At 43.7% G+C, this 15,836-nt stretch carries 12 protein-coding genes and 1 other annotated feature; of the genes, 9 read left to right on the top strand and 3 right to left on the bottom strand.

Annotation, left to right across the window (positions count from 1 at the left end):
• Positions 1-265 precede the first annotated feature (265 nt).
• The 4 genes from ACED28_RS02290 to ACED28_RS02275 all read left to right on the top strand — a co-directional run bounded on the left by ACED28_RS02290 (position 266) and on the right by ACED28_RS02275 (position 6,132).
• Positions 266-1,219, top strand: a complete 954-nt coding sequence (locus ACED28_RS02290; RefSeq protein WP_371709194.1) for a TIGR01212 family radical SAM protein — start codon at positions 266-268, stop codon at positions 1,217-1,219.
• A 92-nt stretch (positions 1,220-1,311) separates the two neighbouring features.
• Positions 1,312-3,063: a diguanylate cyclase domain-containing protein gene (locus ACED28_RS02285; RefSeq protein ID WP_371709193.1), complete on the top strand. Its 1,752-nt coding sequence runs from the start codon at positions 1,312-1,314 to the stop codon at positions 3,061-3,063.
• A 230-nt stretch (positions 3,064-3,293) separates the two neighbouring features.
• Positions 3,294-5,681, top strand: coding sequence for an aerobic respiration two-component sensor histidine kinase ArcB (arcB, locus tag ACED28_RS02280; protein ID WP_371709192.1), 2,388 nt, complete (start codon positions 3,294-3,296; stop codon positions 5,679-5,681).
• Between the two features lie 7 nt (positions 5,682-5,688).
• Entirely contained in the window at positions 5,689-6,132 is a 444-nt protein-coding gene (locus ACED28_RS02275; protein WP_012603236.1) for a hypothetical protein, read from the top strand.
• 186 nt (positions 6,133-6,318) lie between these two features.
• On the opposite strand, the gene arcA is transcribed toward ACED28_RS02275, so the two are convergent.
• The gene (gene arcA / locus ACED28_RS02270) at positions 6,319-7,035 is read right to left on the bottom strand and encodes a two-component system response regulator ArcA (protein WP_004741534.1); all 717 of its coding nucleotides are present in this window, start codon (positions 7,033-7,035) and stop codon (positions 6,319-6,321) included.
• Positions 7,036-7,611: 576 nt separating this feature from the next.
• Between arcA and ACED28_RS02265 the strand changes: the two genes are divergently transcribed.
• Entirely contained in the window at positions 7,612-8,097 is a 486-nt protein-coding gene (locus ACED28_RS02265; RefSeq protein WP_017098326.1) for a putative 4-hydroxy-4-methyl-2-oxoglutarate aldolase, read from the top strand.
• Between the two features lie 29 nt (positions 8,098-8,126).
• Here the strand turns inward: ACED28_RS02265 and ACED28_RS02260 are convergent, their stop codons facing one another.
• Entirely contained in the window at positions 8,127-8,603 is a 477-nt protein-coding gene (locus ACED28_RS02260) for a hypothetical protein (RefSeq protein WP_009848411.1), read from the bottom strand.
• Between the two features lie 317 nt (positions 8,604-8,920).
• Positions 8,921-9,039 (top strand) — a sequence feature (Thr leader region).
• Positions 9,040-9,068: 29 nt separating this feature from the next.
• On the opposite strand from ACED28_RS02260, the gene thrA reads away from it, so the two are divergent.
• Genes thrA through thrC form a run of 3 tightly spaced genes read left to right on the top strand, consistent with a single transcriptional unit; the run spans position 9,069 to position 13,782 of the window.
• Entirely contained in the window at positions 9,069-11,528 is a 2,460-nt protein-coding gene (gene thrA / locus ACED28_RS02255; RefSeq protein ID WP_371709191.1) for a bifunctional aspartate kinase/homoserine dehydrogenase I, read from the top strand.
• A gap of 17 nt (positions 11,529-11,545) precedes the next feature.
• A complete protein-coding gene (gene thrB / locus ACED28_RS02250) occupies positions 11,546-12,502 on the top strand; it encodes a homoserine kinase (RefSeq protein ID WP_371695269.1) in 957 nt (318 codons plus the stop codon).
• The gene (thrC, locus tag ACED28_RS02245; protein ID WP_017098329.1) at positions 12,499-13,782 is read left to right on the top strand and encodes a threonine synthase; all 1,284 of its coding nucleotides are present in this window, start codon (positions 12,499-12,501) and stop codon (positions 13,780-13,782) included. The genes thrB and thrC overlap by 4 nt, the downstream gene beginning before the upstream one ends.
• A gap of 78 nt (positions 13,783-13,860) precedes the next feature.
• Here the strand turns inward: thrC and grcA are convergent, their stop codons facing one another.
• A complete protein-coding gene (grcA, locus tag ACED28_RS02240) occupies positions 13,861-14,238 on the bottom strand; it encodes an autonomous glycyl radical cofactor GrcA (RefSeq protein WP_009848415.1) in 378 nt (125 codons plus the stop codon).
• A 326-nt stretch (positions 14,239-14,564) separates the two neighbouring features.
• On the opposite strand from grcA, the gene nfo reads away from it, so the two are divergent.
• On the top strand, positions 14,565-15,473 hold the full coding sequence (gene nfo / locus ACED28_RS02235) for a deoxyribonuclease IV (protein ID WP_371709190.1): 909 nt from the start codon (positions 14,565-14,567) through the stop codon (positions 15,471-15,473).
• The last annotated feature ends 363 nt before the right edge of the window (positions 15,474-15,836 follow it).

Below are 15,836 nucleotides of genomic sequence, written 5' to 3'. Positions count from 1 at the left end.
TGTGTAAGTATCCTACAATTTTGTCTAGGCGAATTGCAATGAAAGTTAACCGATGTAGACCATTTTTTTCGTTTTGTTTTGAATTTAATGCCTAACAAATGTGCAACATTAGGCAAATAGAGCTTATTTTTTGCATGTTTATTGATATTTGATAGGTTGCTCGCAAAAATCCTTGCGTAAACTAATTGGTCGAATTTTGCAGGGATGTAATTTTTTTTCAAAAAAGACTGATATTCATTCTTATTTACTTGAGTGCTTTGAAAATATGCAATTACACGAGTTAGTTAATACTATCGGCCAAGATCTCCAACGTCGTTATGGCGAGAAGGTTCACAAGCTGACACTTCACGGTGGGTTTAGTTGCCCAAACCGAGACGGGACAATTGGCCGTGGCGGTTGTACCTTCTGCAACGTAGCTTCTTTTGCCGATGAACAAACTCAAGTTCAAAGTATTGCTGATCAATTAACAGATCGTGCGGGTGAAATCGCTCGTGCCAAGAAGTATCTTGCTTATTTTCAGGCGTACACCAGTACTTACGCTGAGGTGCAGGTACTCAAGAATATGTATGAAGAGGCTCTAAAAGCACCCGGAGCAGAGATTGTTGGCCTTTGTGTTGGCACGAGACCAGACTGCGTGCCTGATGCAGTACTGGACCTGCTCGCGGAGTACGTTAAGCAAGGTTACGAAATTTGGCTAGAGCTCGGCCTGCAAACAGCCAATGATAAAACCCTCAAGCGAATTAACCGCGGACACGATTTCACTGTGTATGAAACGATCACCCAGCGCGCACGTGCTTTAGGAATCAAGGTATGTACTCACCTTATTGTCGGCCTGCCCAAAGAAACCAAAGTGGATAACCTTGAAACTCTAGAGAAGGTATTAGCAGCTGGCACTGATGGTATCAAGCTTCACGGGCTTCATATTGTTGAAGGCAGTACTATGGCTAAAGCCTGGAAGGCAGGAAAGCTAGAAGCACCAAGCCTTGAGGAGTACATTGATATCGCGAGTGAGATCATTCAACGCACACCAGCGGACGTGGTTTATCATCGTGTATCTTCTGCGGCGAGACGCCCGACACTACTCTCCCCTTTATGGTGTGAGAACCGTTGGTTGGCGATGACTGAGATTGGTCGTTCGCTTGATAAAACCGGCGCACAAGGCATTAAAACAGGCTTTGCATTCGAGTACACGCAACCTGTTTTAAACGCGACCAATTGATAGGGATGGGTGACTGTAGGTAACAGCAGATAAAACCAACAAATAGTGGTAACATTTCCCTCACAGAATTTATAAGTATAGATTGAGAGCAGATGGAACTGGTAATGACTTGGTTATGGGATAGGGCGTATGGCTACGGTATATATATCGTTGTTCTATTGCTGATAGGTCTCATCTGCTGGCATATTTATTTACGTTACCAGTCATATATTGAACAGCTTCTTCTTGCTACACCTTCACCTCTTTATTTTGTTGACATCCGAAGTGGCGAGATCTTGTACGCCAATCGCCAAGCCATGCAGTTGCTTGGTATCCGCCAAATAGGTACTCACTTTCGTTTTCCAACAGTGGAAGCTGAGAATAGTTTTCGTCATTACCTCACTGATCACATCAACTCTCGAACGTTTGAATATCTCTCGTCTTGGGTTCTTTCTGAATTTGAATCTTTTAAGATCAACTTGGTGGGTCGTAAGATCCACTTTAGAAGTAGAAAGGCTTGGATGATACATGCTTCCCCTTATAAAAGTACCAACGAAGAGATTTCCCAAGAGGTTCGTGATCTCAATGTTGCTCGTACCGCTTTGGATTCTTTATCTGAGTTGGTCTATGTCATCGATCAAAAGGGTGAATTGGTCGCGAGTAATCGAGCGTTTAAAAAGTTTTGGCATGGTCGCCCTGAAGAGGGCACTTTAAGTGTGTCTAGTGGTGCCTTAAAAGGTCGTGTCAGTGAGCGCTCATGGACCACAGACCAAGATGGTAAGGGGTGTCTCCTTGAAACCTATCAAAGTGTTTTGCTCTCGCAAAGTGGGGAAACCATAGGTACGCTCTCGATAAGTCACGATGTGACGGATTGGCATGACATGCAGCAACAACTGCGTGGGGAAATGGAAAAGCGTAAAGATACTGAAGTTGCACTTGCACAACGTGACACCATTTTACAAAACATCTTGGAAGCGAGCCCTGACTCGATTGGTATCTTCAACGAAAACATGGTTTACCAGGCGTGTAATAAGCCATTTGTGGCAGCGTTGGGTATTTCTGAAGTCAGTGATTTAGTGGGTAAACGTCTACAAGACGTAGTACCAAATAGCATTTATATGCGCGTATCAGAGAGTGATCATCAAGTGCTTCATCAAGGTAACTCGTTGCGTTACATCGACAAACTGGTTTCAAGTGATGGAGAGTTTACTTGGTATGATGTAGTGAAGTCGCCTTTTAGAGACCCTGCATCGAGTACCAATGGTGTACTGATCATGGCACGTGATATCACAGAACGTTACCTCGCCGAGCAGAAACTTGAAGAAGCCAATTTAGAGCTTGAGCGCCTCAGTTTTATGGATAGTTTAACTCAGGTATCCAATCGACGTCGCTTCGATGAGCAGCTGTCTACATTGTGGCATCATCATGTGCGTGAGAAATTGCCGTTGACGATTATGCTGTGTGACATCGACTTCTTTAAAGGCTATAACGATTTCTATGGACACCAACAAGGTGACGATGCTTTGATTCAGGTTTCACAAGCCTTTAAGCAGGTGTTGAATCGCTCTTCGGATTGCGTGGCTCGATACGGTGGTGAAGAGTTTGGCTTTATTCTCCCAAACACAACCACAGAAGGTGCGCTTATGGTCGCTCGTCGAATTCATGATGAAGTGCAAAAACTAGGATTAGCTCATGAGAAGTCGACAGTGTCAGACTTCATCACGGTGAGTATTGGTATTGTCTCTTATATACCAACACCTGATGACGAAATGGAGTCTGCTGTTGCCTTGGCTGACAGTGCGTTGTATCAAGCGAAATCTGATGGTCGAAATCGTTCGATAGTGCATCCATACTCTATTCACTAACTTTATAGAATGGGTAACTTAGTGACTCCGTCTTTGTCTTATTTAGCATTTATATTACTTGGTTAATATTTATGTGGCTTGGCTAGTATTGATATTGCTTGGTTAGTATTAATATTGGTTGATTAACCTTCGATATTACCGCTAATCTCTTGCTGCGTGTGATGTAGCTAGCTTACCTACTATCTTCAAACAAGGTAGAATGTTGCTAGTCTTATCGCGTGGAGCGCTAAATGAAACCCATGAAAAATCTTGCCCAGTATTACGTGGATCTGCTCGTAAAATTGGGGATTGTCCGCTTTTCTATCTTACTCGCCCTAGCGCTTGTTGCCCTTGCTGTTGTTGTACAAGTCGGTATCACCCTCGCACTCAAAGGTAATGTTGATGATATCGACATTGTCCGTTCGGTTTTCTTCGGTTTAGTGATCACACCTTGGGCGGTCTATTTTCTTTCAGTCGTGGTCGATCAACTGGAAGAGTCTCGTCAAAGGTTGGCTAAATTGGTCTCTAAGTTGGGTGACATGCGAGAGCGAGATCAAGAACTCAACAATAAACTGCAACTCAATATCGAAAAGCTCAATCAAGAAATTGAAGATCGTGAAAAAGCAGAAGAAGCGCGTGCAGAAGCAATGCATGATCTTGAGAACGAAGTGTTTCAGCGTGAGCGAACTCAGCTTGAATTAGCAGAACGAACGGCACTGTTGCGCTCGTTTATCGATGCCTCGCCTGACCTCATTTATTATCGCAATGAAGATGGGGTGTTTTCAGGTTGCAACCGAGCGGTTGAAGAACTCACGGGCAAAACAGAAAAAGAGCTAGTCGGTTTGACGCCTTGGGATGTCTACAGTAAAGAGGTAGCCCAGCAAGTTGTTGAAACCGACAAGAAAGTCTTTGCTGACAACCAAGCACTGACTTATGACCAATGGCTTGAATACCCAGATGGTCGCAAGAGTTACTTCGAACTGCGTAAGGTGCCTTTCTACAGCAAAGATGGCCGCCACTTAGGTTTAGTCGGTTTCGGCCGCGATATCACTGAGCGTAAAGAGCACCAAGAGTCTCTAGAAAAAGCCAGCCGCGATAAGACCACCTTTATCTCAACCATTAGCCACGAGCTAAGAACACCGCTCAATGGCATCATCGGCTTGAGCCGCATGTTATTGGATAGCCAGCTGACGACCGAGCAGCGTAAGCAGATGCAAACCATCAAGGTGAGCGCGGTAACATTGGGTAATATCTTTAACGATATTATCGACATGGATAAGTTCGACCGCCGTAAGCTTGAGCTATTCCCAACCCCTATCAATTTTGAAGATTTCGTTGTTGAGATCGAAAGTATTTCTGCGTTAATGGCAGAGCAGAAAGGGTTGAGGTTTGATCTAGAAAGATTGTCCGATCTCCCTTCTGCAGTTGAGGTGGATGGTACTCGTCTTAGACAGGTATTGTGGAATCTTGTAAGCAACGCGATGAAGTTCACCAAAGATGGTGGTGTCGTGATGACGGTCAGCGCAGAAATTGATGGCGATTTTGCCAACATCACGATGGAAGTAGAAGATACCGGGATAGGTATCCCTGAAAGTGAAATCGAGAAGATCTTCGCGATGTACTATCAGGTGAAATCGGGAACTGACAATTTACACGCTGTCGGTACCGGAATTGGTCTTGCTGTATCTCAACAGCTGATCAATATGATGGATGGTCACATTGAAGTCACCAGTGAAGAGGGTTTTGGTAGTACCTTTACGGTTTCGATTCGAGTTCCAGTTAATCACGATACTCAGGCTCTGATCAAAACGCCAAGAAAGCAGTCCAACCTTAAGATTTTCATGGTCGAAGACATTGAGCTCAATATCACAGTAGCTCGTTCTTTACTTGAAAGCCTAGGGCATGAAGTGACAGTCGTAATGACGGGTAAAGAGGCACAAATCGTTTTCAACCCGAAAGATTATGATTTGGTATTACTGGATATCCAGTTACCAGATATGACTGGTTTCGACATTGCCCAATACTACCGCGAGAAATATAGCCAATTGCCGCCTTTGGTGGCATTAACCGCGAATGTATTAAACAATAAGCAAGAGTATTTCCAGAAAGGCATGGATGAAGCGATCAGTAAACCACTGTCGGTTCGTGCAATCCAGGATGTCATCAGCGAGTTGATTGAGGATGCCCCAGAGGTTATTGAGAAAGCCGAGGGTATTGATATAGCAAAGGATGTTGAAAAAGTAGCAGGTGTTGAGAAAGTAACAGCGAGTAAGCCGGCTCTTTCAACGATTGATACCACTTTGCTTGATATTGATATGCTAGAGTCTTATGTTGACATTGTCGGGTCGAAACCTGTTTTGGATAGCATCGTGATGTTTGAAGATATGATGCCGGAATATATGGAAATATTGAATTCCAATATGGTTGCGAAAGATCAAGGCAGTATCGTTTCTGAGGCACACAAGATTAAAGGTGCAGCAGGTTCCATTGGCCTGAAACGCATACAGCAAGTTGCTCAGAAAGCTCAATCTCCAGATATGCCTGCGTGGTGGGAGAACATTTCAGATTGGGTTGATGAAATAAATAACGAATACCAAAATGATATTGAAGTCTTAAAGAGTTGGTTAAATCAAAGGTAGAAGAATGATGAAAAAATTAGCATTTGCCGCATGTGTAGTAGCATTAGCGGGTTGTTCTGCGCCACAAGTAGAATGGCAGCAAGATAATCAAGTCGAAGTATCTGCAGCGACAGTCACAATGAAAAGCAACCTGTGGCACAACAAAATGCCTACGATTGGGGAGGCTCAAGATAAGACTTTGCATGGTGCTATCTACCTAGAGTCTGACTCACAATTACCAGCAACACTTGCGGTTGAGAGTGTGACGGTTAAACAGGGTGCAGATACCTTGTTGGTAACGGCTGACGATCTAGATTTAAGAACACATAGTGAAACGCAGTGGGAAGTCGCTTTTGTATGGCAGTTAGAGATCGACAGTGATAAGCCTGTTGATGTTGCGATTGAACTCAAAGATGGCGAAACCGTGAAGTGGTTAGTCGAGAAAGACGTGAAGGTAGATACGGTTTACTAAAACCTTAGCGAACAATGAACAATAAAAAAGGGAGAATGCGTTGGCATTCTCCCTTTTTAATAACGATTGTTCACGCTTCGATTGCTAGAAGTACTAACTGTTTATAAGTACTAACTGGTTAGAGTGCTATCGGTTTAGAAGTGCTAATCGACGGCAAGAACTAAACGGCCAGAAGCGCGAATCGAATTAGTCTTCTAGGTCACCACAAAAGCGGTAGCCTTCACCGTGAATCGTCGCGATGATTTCTGGTGTACCAGAAACAGATTCAAAGTGCTTACGAATACGACGGATTGTTACGTCTACAGTACGATCGTGTGGCTTAAGCTCACGGCCAGTCATCTTCTTAAGAAGGTCTGCACGTGTTTGGATCTTACCTGGGTTCTCACAGAAGTGAAGTAGAGCACGGAACTCTGAACGAGGTAGCTTGTAGCCTTCGCCATCTGGGCTAACCAGAGAACGACTGTTGATATCTAGTACCCAACCATTGAACTCGTACTTCTCAACGCTACGCTTTTCTTCTTGAACAGAGCTTGTGCTCATTGAACGGTTAAGAAGGTTACGTGCACGGATAGTCAGCTCACGAGGGTTGAAAGGCTTAGTGATGTAGTCATCAGCGCCGATTTCTAGGCCAAGGATCTTATCAACTTCATTATCACGACCAGTTAAGAACATAAGCGCTACATTTGCTTGCTCACGTAGTTCACGCGCAAGTAGTAGGCCATTCTTACCTGGAAGGTTGATGTCCATAATTACAAGGTTAACTTGGTTATCAGATAGCACTTGGTGCATCTCTTCACCGTCGCTAGCCTCAAAAACAGCATATCCCTCTGCTTCAAAAATACTCTTTAGAGTGTTACGAGTTACTTGCTCATCTTCAACGATAAGAATCTGCGGGGTTTGCATTTGGCGGTACCTAAATTTGTGACGAAACTGTGCTAATAGAATAAATTCTAGGCAAAACATAACATACAGGTAATGTATTTTTGATGATAACTTAAAGTTTTCAAAAAAACACTTACTTCCAGCTATCTGCCTTCCTTGAAGTATTGCCCAATAACGTAGATCCAGTACGCCTTTCAATCATTCTTTTAGTGATTTAAGAGGATTCTATAATGTTAACAGCATGCTAACAACGCGAGAATGTTAATTCCATTCACTTTGTTGATTTACATCAATTGCCGTATCGCAACAAACTTTAATAGTATGGCTACAACTTAACCAATGTTATGGTGACTATTTAGCACCAAAATAAGAATGATTATTCGAGATATTTCGCACATCTTGCTTGCTAAAGACCGGACTATGAACCAAGGAAGCTGAAAGCTATCCTTAGAGTCTAGTAGATAAAGATGCTCAATCAACTTTTATTTCGTATTAAATTGGGCATAGAGCAATGAAAAAAAAGGATTAATTTTAATAATATATAAAAGCATAGAGGCTCACCTGACTTAATAGGTTTGCCTTACTCACGGAGGATATATGCACGATATAACACCTGACTTATGTGATGAGTTTGAAAGCAAAGTCACGCTACTGAATATGCCATTACAGAACTTCGGCCAGCGTGGTGCGTTCTGGGGAAAAATTGTAACAGTTCGTTGTTATCACGATAATTCCAAGGTTCGTGAGGTTTTAGAGACCGATGGCTGCGGCAAAGTACTCGTTGTAGACGGTAATGGCTCGTGTCAAAAAGCGTTACTTGGCGACCAATTGGCTATTCTAGCCATCGAAAATGGTTGGGAAGGCGTCATTGTGAATGGTGCGGTGCGTGATGTTGCGATGATGGCGCAGATGGATCTTGGTATTCAAGCTCTCGGAGCCTCTCCATTTAAAACCGAGAAGCACGGTGTTGGGCAAGTGAATGTGACGCTCTCTATACACAATCAACTGATTCAGCCCGGTGATTACATTTATGCCGATTGGAATGGTGTGTTAATTTCAACGGAATTGTTGATTGAATCTTAACGGGCTCATCAATAAAGAAGTGGGATAGATTAGAAGCGAAACCCTAATCCTACCTCAACACCTTGTTGCCACTCTTCATAATCAAGGGTGGCATGCATATCTAGATTGTCGGTTAGCTGCACGCGGCTGGAAAGCTCTGCGGCTACCGATTTATCACTGTCTTCTGTTTCATTGTTATAGGTGTGTAGAGAGCTGTTGAAAGAGACTCTTTCGGAAAACTGATAACTAACACCACTCAAGAATCCACTCTCATATTTCAGTGCAGCAGTGTTGATTCGTGTACCGACATAAAGATCCACATCAGAAAACAAGCTATAAGAATAACCACTGTCTACTGTCCAAGTATCAAAGCTTTCACTCGATGCACTTTGCGTGGAGATAAAAAACTTATGGGCAGAGCTATCGATTTGACTGGGGAGCAAAGGCAAACTGCTCAGTAGCGGTAAACTGTTCGCTGAACAAACAACAGGCATAGCAAAGACTAAAAGAATAAGTAATCTCTTCATTTCCCACTCCTGATGTCATTATTATTGTTTTTCGAACGTTATTGTTCAATTAAAGCACAGGACTTGTATGTTCGCTGTACTATCGATAGAGCATTTTGTTATGACTATATATGCAACTGATTACTTCTGTTTGTTTGATGAGTTAATCCACTCTCTGAATGGCAGGTTGATGCAGGGTGTTTTATCTCTTAAATGAAGGTTTGCTCTGAAAAACGGTGTGAATGTAAAAAAAACGCAACTTTTCATTGACGCATAGTAGTAAAAATTGATACACGTAGAGTAAAGCACAAGCAGAGAATTTGATATGCAGCATGTAAGCCACCTAGTAATGACCACCACCATTATTATTACCGACATTCACATTGTTGGGGCAGGCTGCTAAGTAACGGATTTTAAAAAAAAGGCCTGTATCCAACAAGATACAGGCCTTTTTTTGTACCATTTTTATGACTTATGGAGAAAGGGATGCGCGTTTTAAAGTTTGGAGGTTCATCATTAGCTGATGCAGATCGTTTTTTACGAGCAGCTGATATCATCGCTAATAATGCCCAGCAAGAAGAGCTAGCCGTTGTACTATCGGCTCCAGGAAAAACAACCAATAAGTTGGTCGCTGTTATTGAAGCTGCACTGAAAAACGGTGAAGCTGACACACAGATTTCAGAGATCGAATCATCATTTTCTGCGCTGTTTGCAGAGATTCAAGCGGTATTGCCGTCAGTAGATGGCTCTGCGTTTCAAGAGCAAGTCGATACCTCTCTTGCTCAACTTAAGCAGTTCGTGAATGGTATTAACCTACTGGGCATGTGCCCGAATCACGTAAATGCTCGTATCATTAGTAAAGGTGAGCGAGTTTCAATCCAGCTAATGAAAGCGGTGCTGGAAGCGAAAGGCCAACCAGCAAGCCTGATTGACCCTGTGGAATACCTCTATGCTCAAGGTGATCATCTTGAAGCCATGGTGGATGTGGATGTTTCAACTCAGAACTTCCGCCAATCACCGCTTCCTAAAGGTCACGTAAATATCATGCCGGGCTTTACTGCTGGTAATGATAAAGGCGAGTTAGTAACGCTTGGCCGTAACGGCTCTGACTACTCAGCTGCAGTTCTAGCGGCATGTCTACGTGCTGATTGCTGTGAGATTTGGACTGACGTCGATGGCGTTTACAACTGTGACCCACGCTTAGTGGATGATGCCCGTCTTCTTAAATCACTCAGCTACCAAGAAGCGATGGAGCTTTCTTACTTCGGCGCTTCAGTTCTACACCCGAAAACAATCGCACCTATCGCACAATTCCATATTCCATGTCTGATCAAAAACAGCTTCAACCCACAGGGTGCAGGCACTTTGATTGGCCAAGACACTGGCGAAGATAACCTGGCGATCAAAGGTATCACTACGCTAAGTGACCTAACGATGGTTAACGTATCAGGCCCAGGTATGAAGGGCATGGTAGGCATGGCGAGTCGTGTATTCGGCGCGATGTCTTCTGCAGGCGTTTCTATTGTCCTTATTACTCAATCTTCTTCTGAGTACAGCATCAGCTTCTGTATTGAATCGGCTGACAAAGTGAAAGCGAAGCAAGTGTTATCAGATGCGTTTGAACTCGAACTTAAAGATGGCCTATTAGAGCCAGTTGAGTTCATGGATGATGTTGCGATTGTGACGCTGGTGGGTGACGGTATGCGTACATCACGTGGCGTTGCTTCTCAGTTCTTCTCTTCTTTAGCTGAAGTGAACGTTAACATCGTTGCTATTGCTCAAGGCTCTTCAGAGCGCGCTATCTCTGCGGTTATCCCGGAAGATAAAATCTCAGAAGCAATCAAAGCGTGTCATGAAAACCTATTTAACTCTAAGCACTTCCTTGACGTCTTCGTTGTCGGTGTTGGCGGTGTTGGTGGTGAGCTTGTTGACCAGATCCAACGTCAACAAGGCAAACTGGCTGAAAAAGGCATCGTGATTCGCGTATGTGGTTTAGCAAACAGCAAAGGCTTGCTGCTAGACAGCGATGGTCTACCGCTAGAACAGTGGCGTGATCGTATGTCGAGTGCGACAGAAGAGTTTAGCCTAGCGCGTTTAGCGGCACTTGTTCAACGTAATCACATCATCAACCCTGTGTTGGTTGATTGTACGTCTAGCGAAGGTATTGCAGGACAATACGCAGATTTCCTAGCGGCTGGTTTCCACGTTGTAACACCAAACAAAAAAGCCAACACAGCAAGCATGGCTTACTACCATCAGCTTCGTGAAGTGGCGCGTAACTCTCGTCGTAAGTTGATGTACGAGACAACAGTAGGCGCAGGTCTACCGGTAATCGAAAACTTACAGAACCTAATCTCTGCAGGTGATGAGCTTGAGAAGTTCAACGGTATTCTTTCTGGTTCACTGTCTTACATCTTCGGTAAGCTGGATGAGGGTATGACACTCAGCCAAGCAACCAACATTGCTAAAGATAACGGCTTCACTGAGCCGGATCCTCGTGATGATCTGTCTGGTATGGACGTTGCGCGTAAGCTGCTTATTCTTGCTCGTGAAGCGGGTATGGCACTTGAGCTTGAAGATGTTGAAGTTGACCAAGCATTGCCACCGGGTTTTGATGACTCAGGTACAGTTGACGAGTTCATGGCTCGCTTGCCAGAAGCGGATGCATACTTCAAAGAGCAGTCAGCTATCGCAGCAGAAGAAGGCAAAGTACTTCGTTATGTGGGTGAGATCGCTGAAGGTAAATGTAAGGTTCGTATCGCAGCTGTTGATGGCGATGACCCAATGTTTAAGATTAAAGATGGCGAGAACGCTCTGGCATTCTACAGCCGTTACTACCAGCCAATCCCGCTCGTTCTGCGTGGCTACGGTGCAGGTACTGAAGTTACAGCAGCAGGCGTATTCTCTGATGTGATGCGTACTCTTGGTTGGAAATTAGGAGTTTAGGAATGAGTTCAAGTGATATGGATGTTGTTGTTTATGCTCCTGCATCAATCGGCAATGTCAGTGTAGGTTTTGATGTGCTGGGGGCCGCTGTGTCTCCAGTGGATGGCACATTGCTTGGTGACCGAGTAATGGTTAAAGCCGGTGATGAACCATTCTCGCTAAAAACAGCAGGCAGCTTTGTTTCTAAGCTGCCAACTGAAACCAAAGAAAATATTGTCTACGACTGCTGGGTTGTGTTCTCTCGCGAGTTAGACAAGAAAGGTATCTCAGTTAAGTATCTAGAGATGACGCTAGAGAAGAACATGCCTATCGGCTCTGGTTTAGGATCAAGTGCATGTTCAATTGTTGCGGCGCTTGATGCCTTGAACCGTTTTCATGGCCAACCGTTGAATGAAACTGAACTGCTTGCTCTGATGGGTGAAATGGAAGGTAAGATTTCAGGTGGCATACATTACGATAACGTAGCGCCATGTTACCTTGGTGGTGTGCAATTAATGTTGGAAGAGCTTGGCATTATTAGCCAAGAGGTTCCATGTTTTGACGATTGGTATTGGGTAATGGCGTATCCGGGCATCAAGGTTTCAACGGCCGAAGCACGAGAGATCTTGCCTTCTCAGTATCGCCGTCAAGATGTGATTGCCCATGGTCGTCATTTAGCGGGCTTTATTCATGCTTGTCACTCTGGTCAGCCGGAGCTAGCCGCTAAGATGATCAAAGACGTGATTGCTGAACCATATCGTGAGAAACTGCTTCCAGGGTTTGCTGATGCACGTAAATATGCAACGTCAGCAGGAGCATTAGCTACTGGAATTTCTGGTAGTGGCCCTACGCTATTTAGCATTTGCAAAGAACAAGATGTCGCCGAGCGTGTTGCACGCTGGTTAGAACAAAATTACGTACAAAATGAAGAAGGATTCGTCCACGTTTGTCGCTTAGATAAACAAGGTTCGATCGTTACAGGAAGTGAGTTATGAAGCTGTACAACATCAAAGAAAACGATGAGCAAGTCTCTTTTGGCCAAGCCGTTCGTCAAGGTCTAGGTCGTAATCAAGGTCTATTTTTCCCATCAGAGCTGCCTAAGTTCGATGACATCGATGCACTACTTGCAGAGGACTTTGTCCCTCGTAGTTCAAAGATTCTTTCTGCTCTAATTGGTGATGAATTACCAAAGGAACAGATTGATCAACTAGTGGATGCGGCATTCCAATTCCCAGCACCGATCAACCAAGTGAAAGACGGCGTTTACGCACTTGAACTGTTTCACGGTCCAACGTTAGCATTTAAAGATTTCGGTGGCCGTTTTATGGCTCAATCTTTGGCTGCGGTTTCTGATGGTGGTCAAATCACTATCTTAACGGCAACATCGGGTGATACTGGCGCTGCGGTTGCACACGCATTCTACGGTATGGAAAACATCAACGTTGTTATCCTATACCCGAAAGGCAAGATCAGCCCACTGCAAGAAAAGCTATTCTGTACGCTAGGTAAGAACATTCATACTGTCGCGATTGATGGCGATTTTGATGCGTGTCAGGCACTAGTAAAAGACGCGTTTGACGACGCTGAACTGCGCAAAGAGATTGGCTTGAACTCAGCAAACTCAATCAACATCAGCCGTTTGATGGCTCAGATCTGTTACTACTTTGAGGCGGCTTCTCAGCTAACCAAAGAGCAACGTGAAAATCTGGTTATCTCTGTACCAAGTGGTAACTTTGGTAACCTAACTGCGGGTCTATTAGCGAAAGCGCTAGGCTTACCAGTTAAACGCTTCATTGCAGCAACCAATGAAAATGACACGGTTCCTCGTTACCTAGAAACAGGTCAATGGGATCCAAAGCCAACCGTTGCGACAACATCGAACGCGATGGATGTGAGCCAACCAAACAACTGGCCACGTATCGAAGAGCTTTGCCAACTGAAAGGTTGGGGACTGGATACTTTGGGTAAAGGTAAAGTATCTGATGAGCAGAGTGCTGAATCAGTGCGCGACCTAAAAGCTCAAGGCTACCTGTGTGAACCTCATGGTGCGATTGCTTACCGTCTATTGGAAGAGCAACTGCAAGAGAATGAGACAGGCCTGTTCTTATGTACGGCACACCCGGCTAAATTCAAAGAAGTGGTTGATGACATCTTAGGTACTGACATTGAACTTCCTGGCCCGCTGGCTAAGCACGCGGTGATGGAGTTGTTGTCTGAAGATCTAGATAACGATTTTGAAGCGCTAAAAGCAGTGCTTCGTCGAGTTCAACCGTAACCTACACCGGTATTGTTGAACAAATAAAAACGGCGCTCAATGAGCGCCGTTTTTGTATTCTAATTCAAGCTCTAAAAATTATAGAGACTCAGTGAACGTACGTGCGATAACGTCACGTTGTTGTTCAGTAGTTAGAGAGTTGAAACGTACAGCGTAACCCGATACACGGATAGTTAGCTGTGGGTAGTTCTCTGGGTGAGCAACGGCATCTTCTAGCGTTTCACGCTTAAGAACGTTAACGTTTAGGTGTTGACCACCTTCGATGCGTGGTGCTGCTTCGATAGCAACTTCACGGCTTTCGTACTCGCCTAGGTCTGCTGCTGAGATAACTTGGTCAGCTTCGAAACCTGAAGTAGCAACAACACAACGAGCTTCGTTCTTCTCGCTGTCTAGTAGCCAGATTGAGTTTAGTAGGTCGTCGTTTGCTGCTTTAGTAATTTGAATACCTTGGATCATAACTATCTCCTAGTCCACTTTATGTGGTTTGATTATGGTGTTAACTTTCGAATTTTATTGAGCTGAGTAATATATACCTAGTTTGTGGTAGTTTAATATTGATTTAAGTCAAAAAACAACCAAAAACCTCATTTTTTTCAAGGTGATTACTTTGAGTTAAATCAATAAAACCTTTGAAAACAAAGCAATTACAAAATATTTTAAAGTATAAAAAATATTTAACATTGGAATTTGTTGTAAATTTACTACATTTGTTGTGTTTTTATTGACCTGTAAGTGATACGACCCTTTAATTATTAAGCATCCTGAAAGTGTAAAGTGATTTAATGACAAACAATAATTCATCTTCAAAACCTGAAACTAATATTAAGTTTATTGGTGCGCATGTGTCTGCTGCAGGCGGTGTTGATCAGGCGCCAATACGCGCAAGAGAGATTGGCGCCAATGCTTTTGCACTGTTCACCAAAAACCAAAGACAGTGGGCAGCAAAGCCGCTAGAAGCCAAAACCATCAGCGCCTTTAAAGCCAACTGTAAAATGTTAGGTTTTAGCGCTGAACACATCCTTCCTCATGATTCCTACCTTATTAACTTAGGAGCACCAGAAGAAGAGAAGCTAGAGAAATCACGTGCGGCTTTTATTGATGAAATGGAGCGTTGTAATCAACTTGGACTAACGCTTTTGAATTTTCATCCTGGGAGTCATTTAAAGAAAATCTCAGAAAGCGAATGTTTGGCTAAGATCGCTGAGTCGATTAACTTGGCTCACCAAGCGGTGCCTGATGTGATTGCGGTGATTGAGAATACCTCAGGGCAGGGCACGAACCTTGGCTGGAAGTTTGAGCACCTAGCAGAGATCATCCACCAAGTAGAAGATAAGTCACGCGTCGGCGTGTGTTTAGATACCTGTCATACCTTTACTGCTGGCTATGACCTACGGACAAAAGAAGCGTGTGAGCATACTTTTGCTGAGTTCGACCGCATCGTGGGTATGCACTATCTAAGAGCAATGCACATCAATGATTCAAAAGCTGAGTTCGCGAGTCGAGTCGATCGACATCATTCTTTAGGAAAAGGCGAAATAGGCTGGGATTGTTTTGAGTATATAGCCTCTGATTCTCGCTTTAATGGTATCCCTCTCATTTTAGAAACCATTGATTCGACTATCTGGAAAGAGGAAATTCAACAACTTAGGATATTCCACCGCTCAGCAACGCTAGCGAGCGAAGAAGCGTAATAATAGAGGGAATAATTAATTTCCTTCTACTCCTAAAAATTGGCACCTTTCTTTCATAGTATTAAAGTGAATATGTAGTTCACGATGTCTTAGAGGAGGTGCCTTTATGTATTCACAAGCCCAAACTTCAACTGTATCTGCTGCTCGCCGTTTACCAACCCCAAACCGTCATGTGCATAACCACGGTCACCATCGTACACAGCAGAAAAGTGGTTAATCGAGATAAACACAACTTGAACTGATTATTATGATTCATCAACAAGTGAACCCTACACATCATGTTTATTGATAGCTGTATGAGGTATAAATAGGGCGTGTTGATCTTTCGAGCTGATTTTTGCAGCGAGTTGCTGGGTATTTATA

The sequence above is a fragment of the Vibrio sp. 1F253 genome, from assembly GCF_041439295.1.
Lineage (GTDB): Bacteria > Pseudomonadota > Gammaproteobacteria > Enterobacterales > Vibrionaceae > Vibrio > Vibrio tasmaniensis_A.
Note: the sequence above shows the minus strand (reverse complement) of the source record. Positions and strands in the feature narration are given on the sequence as shown.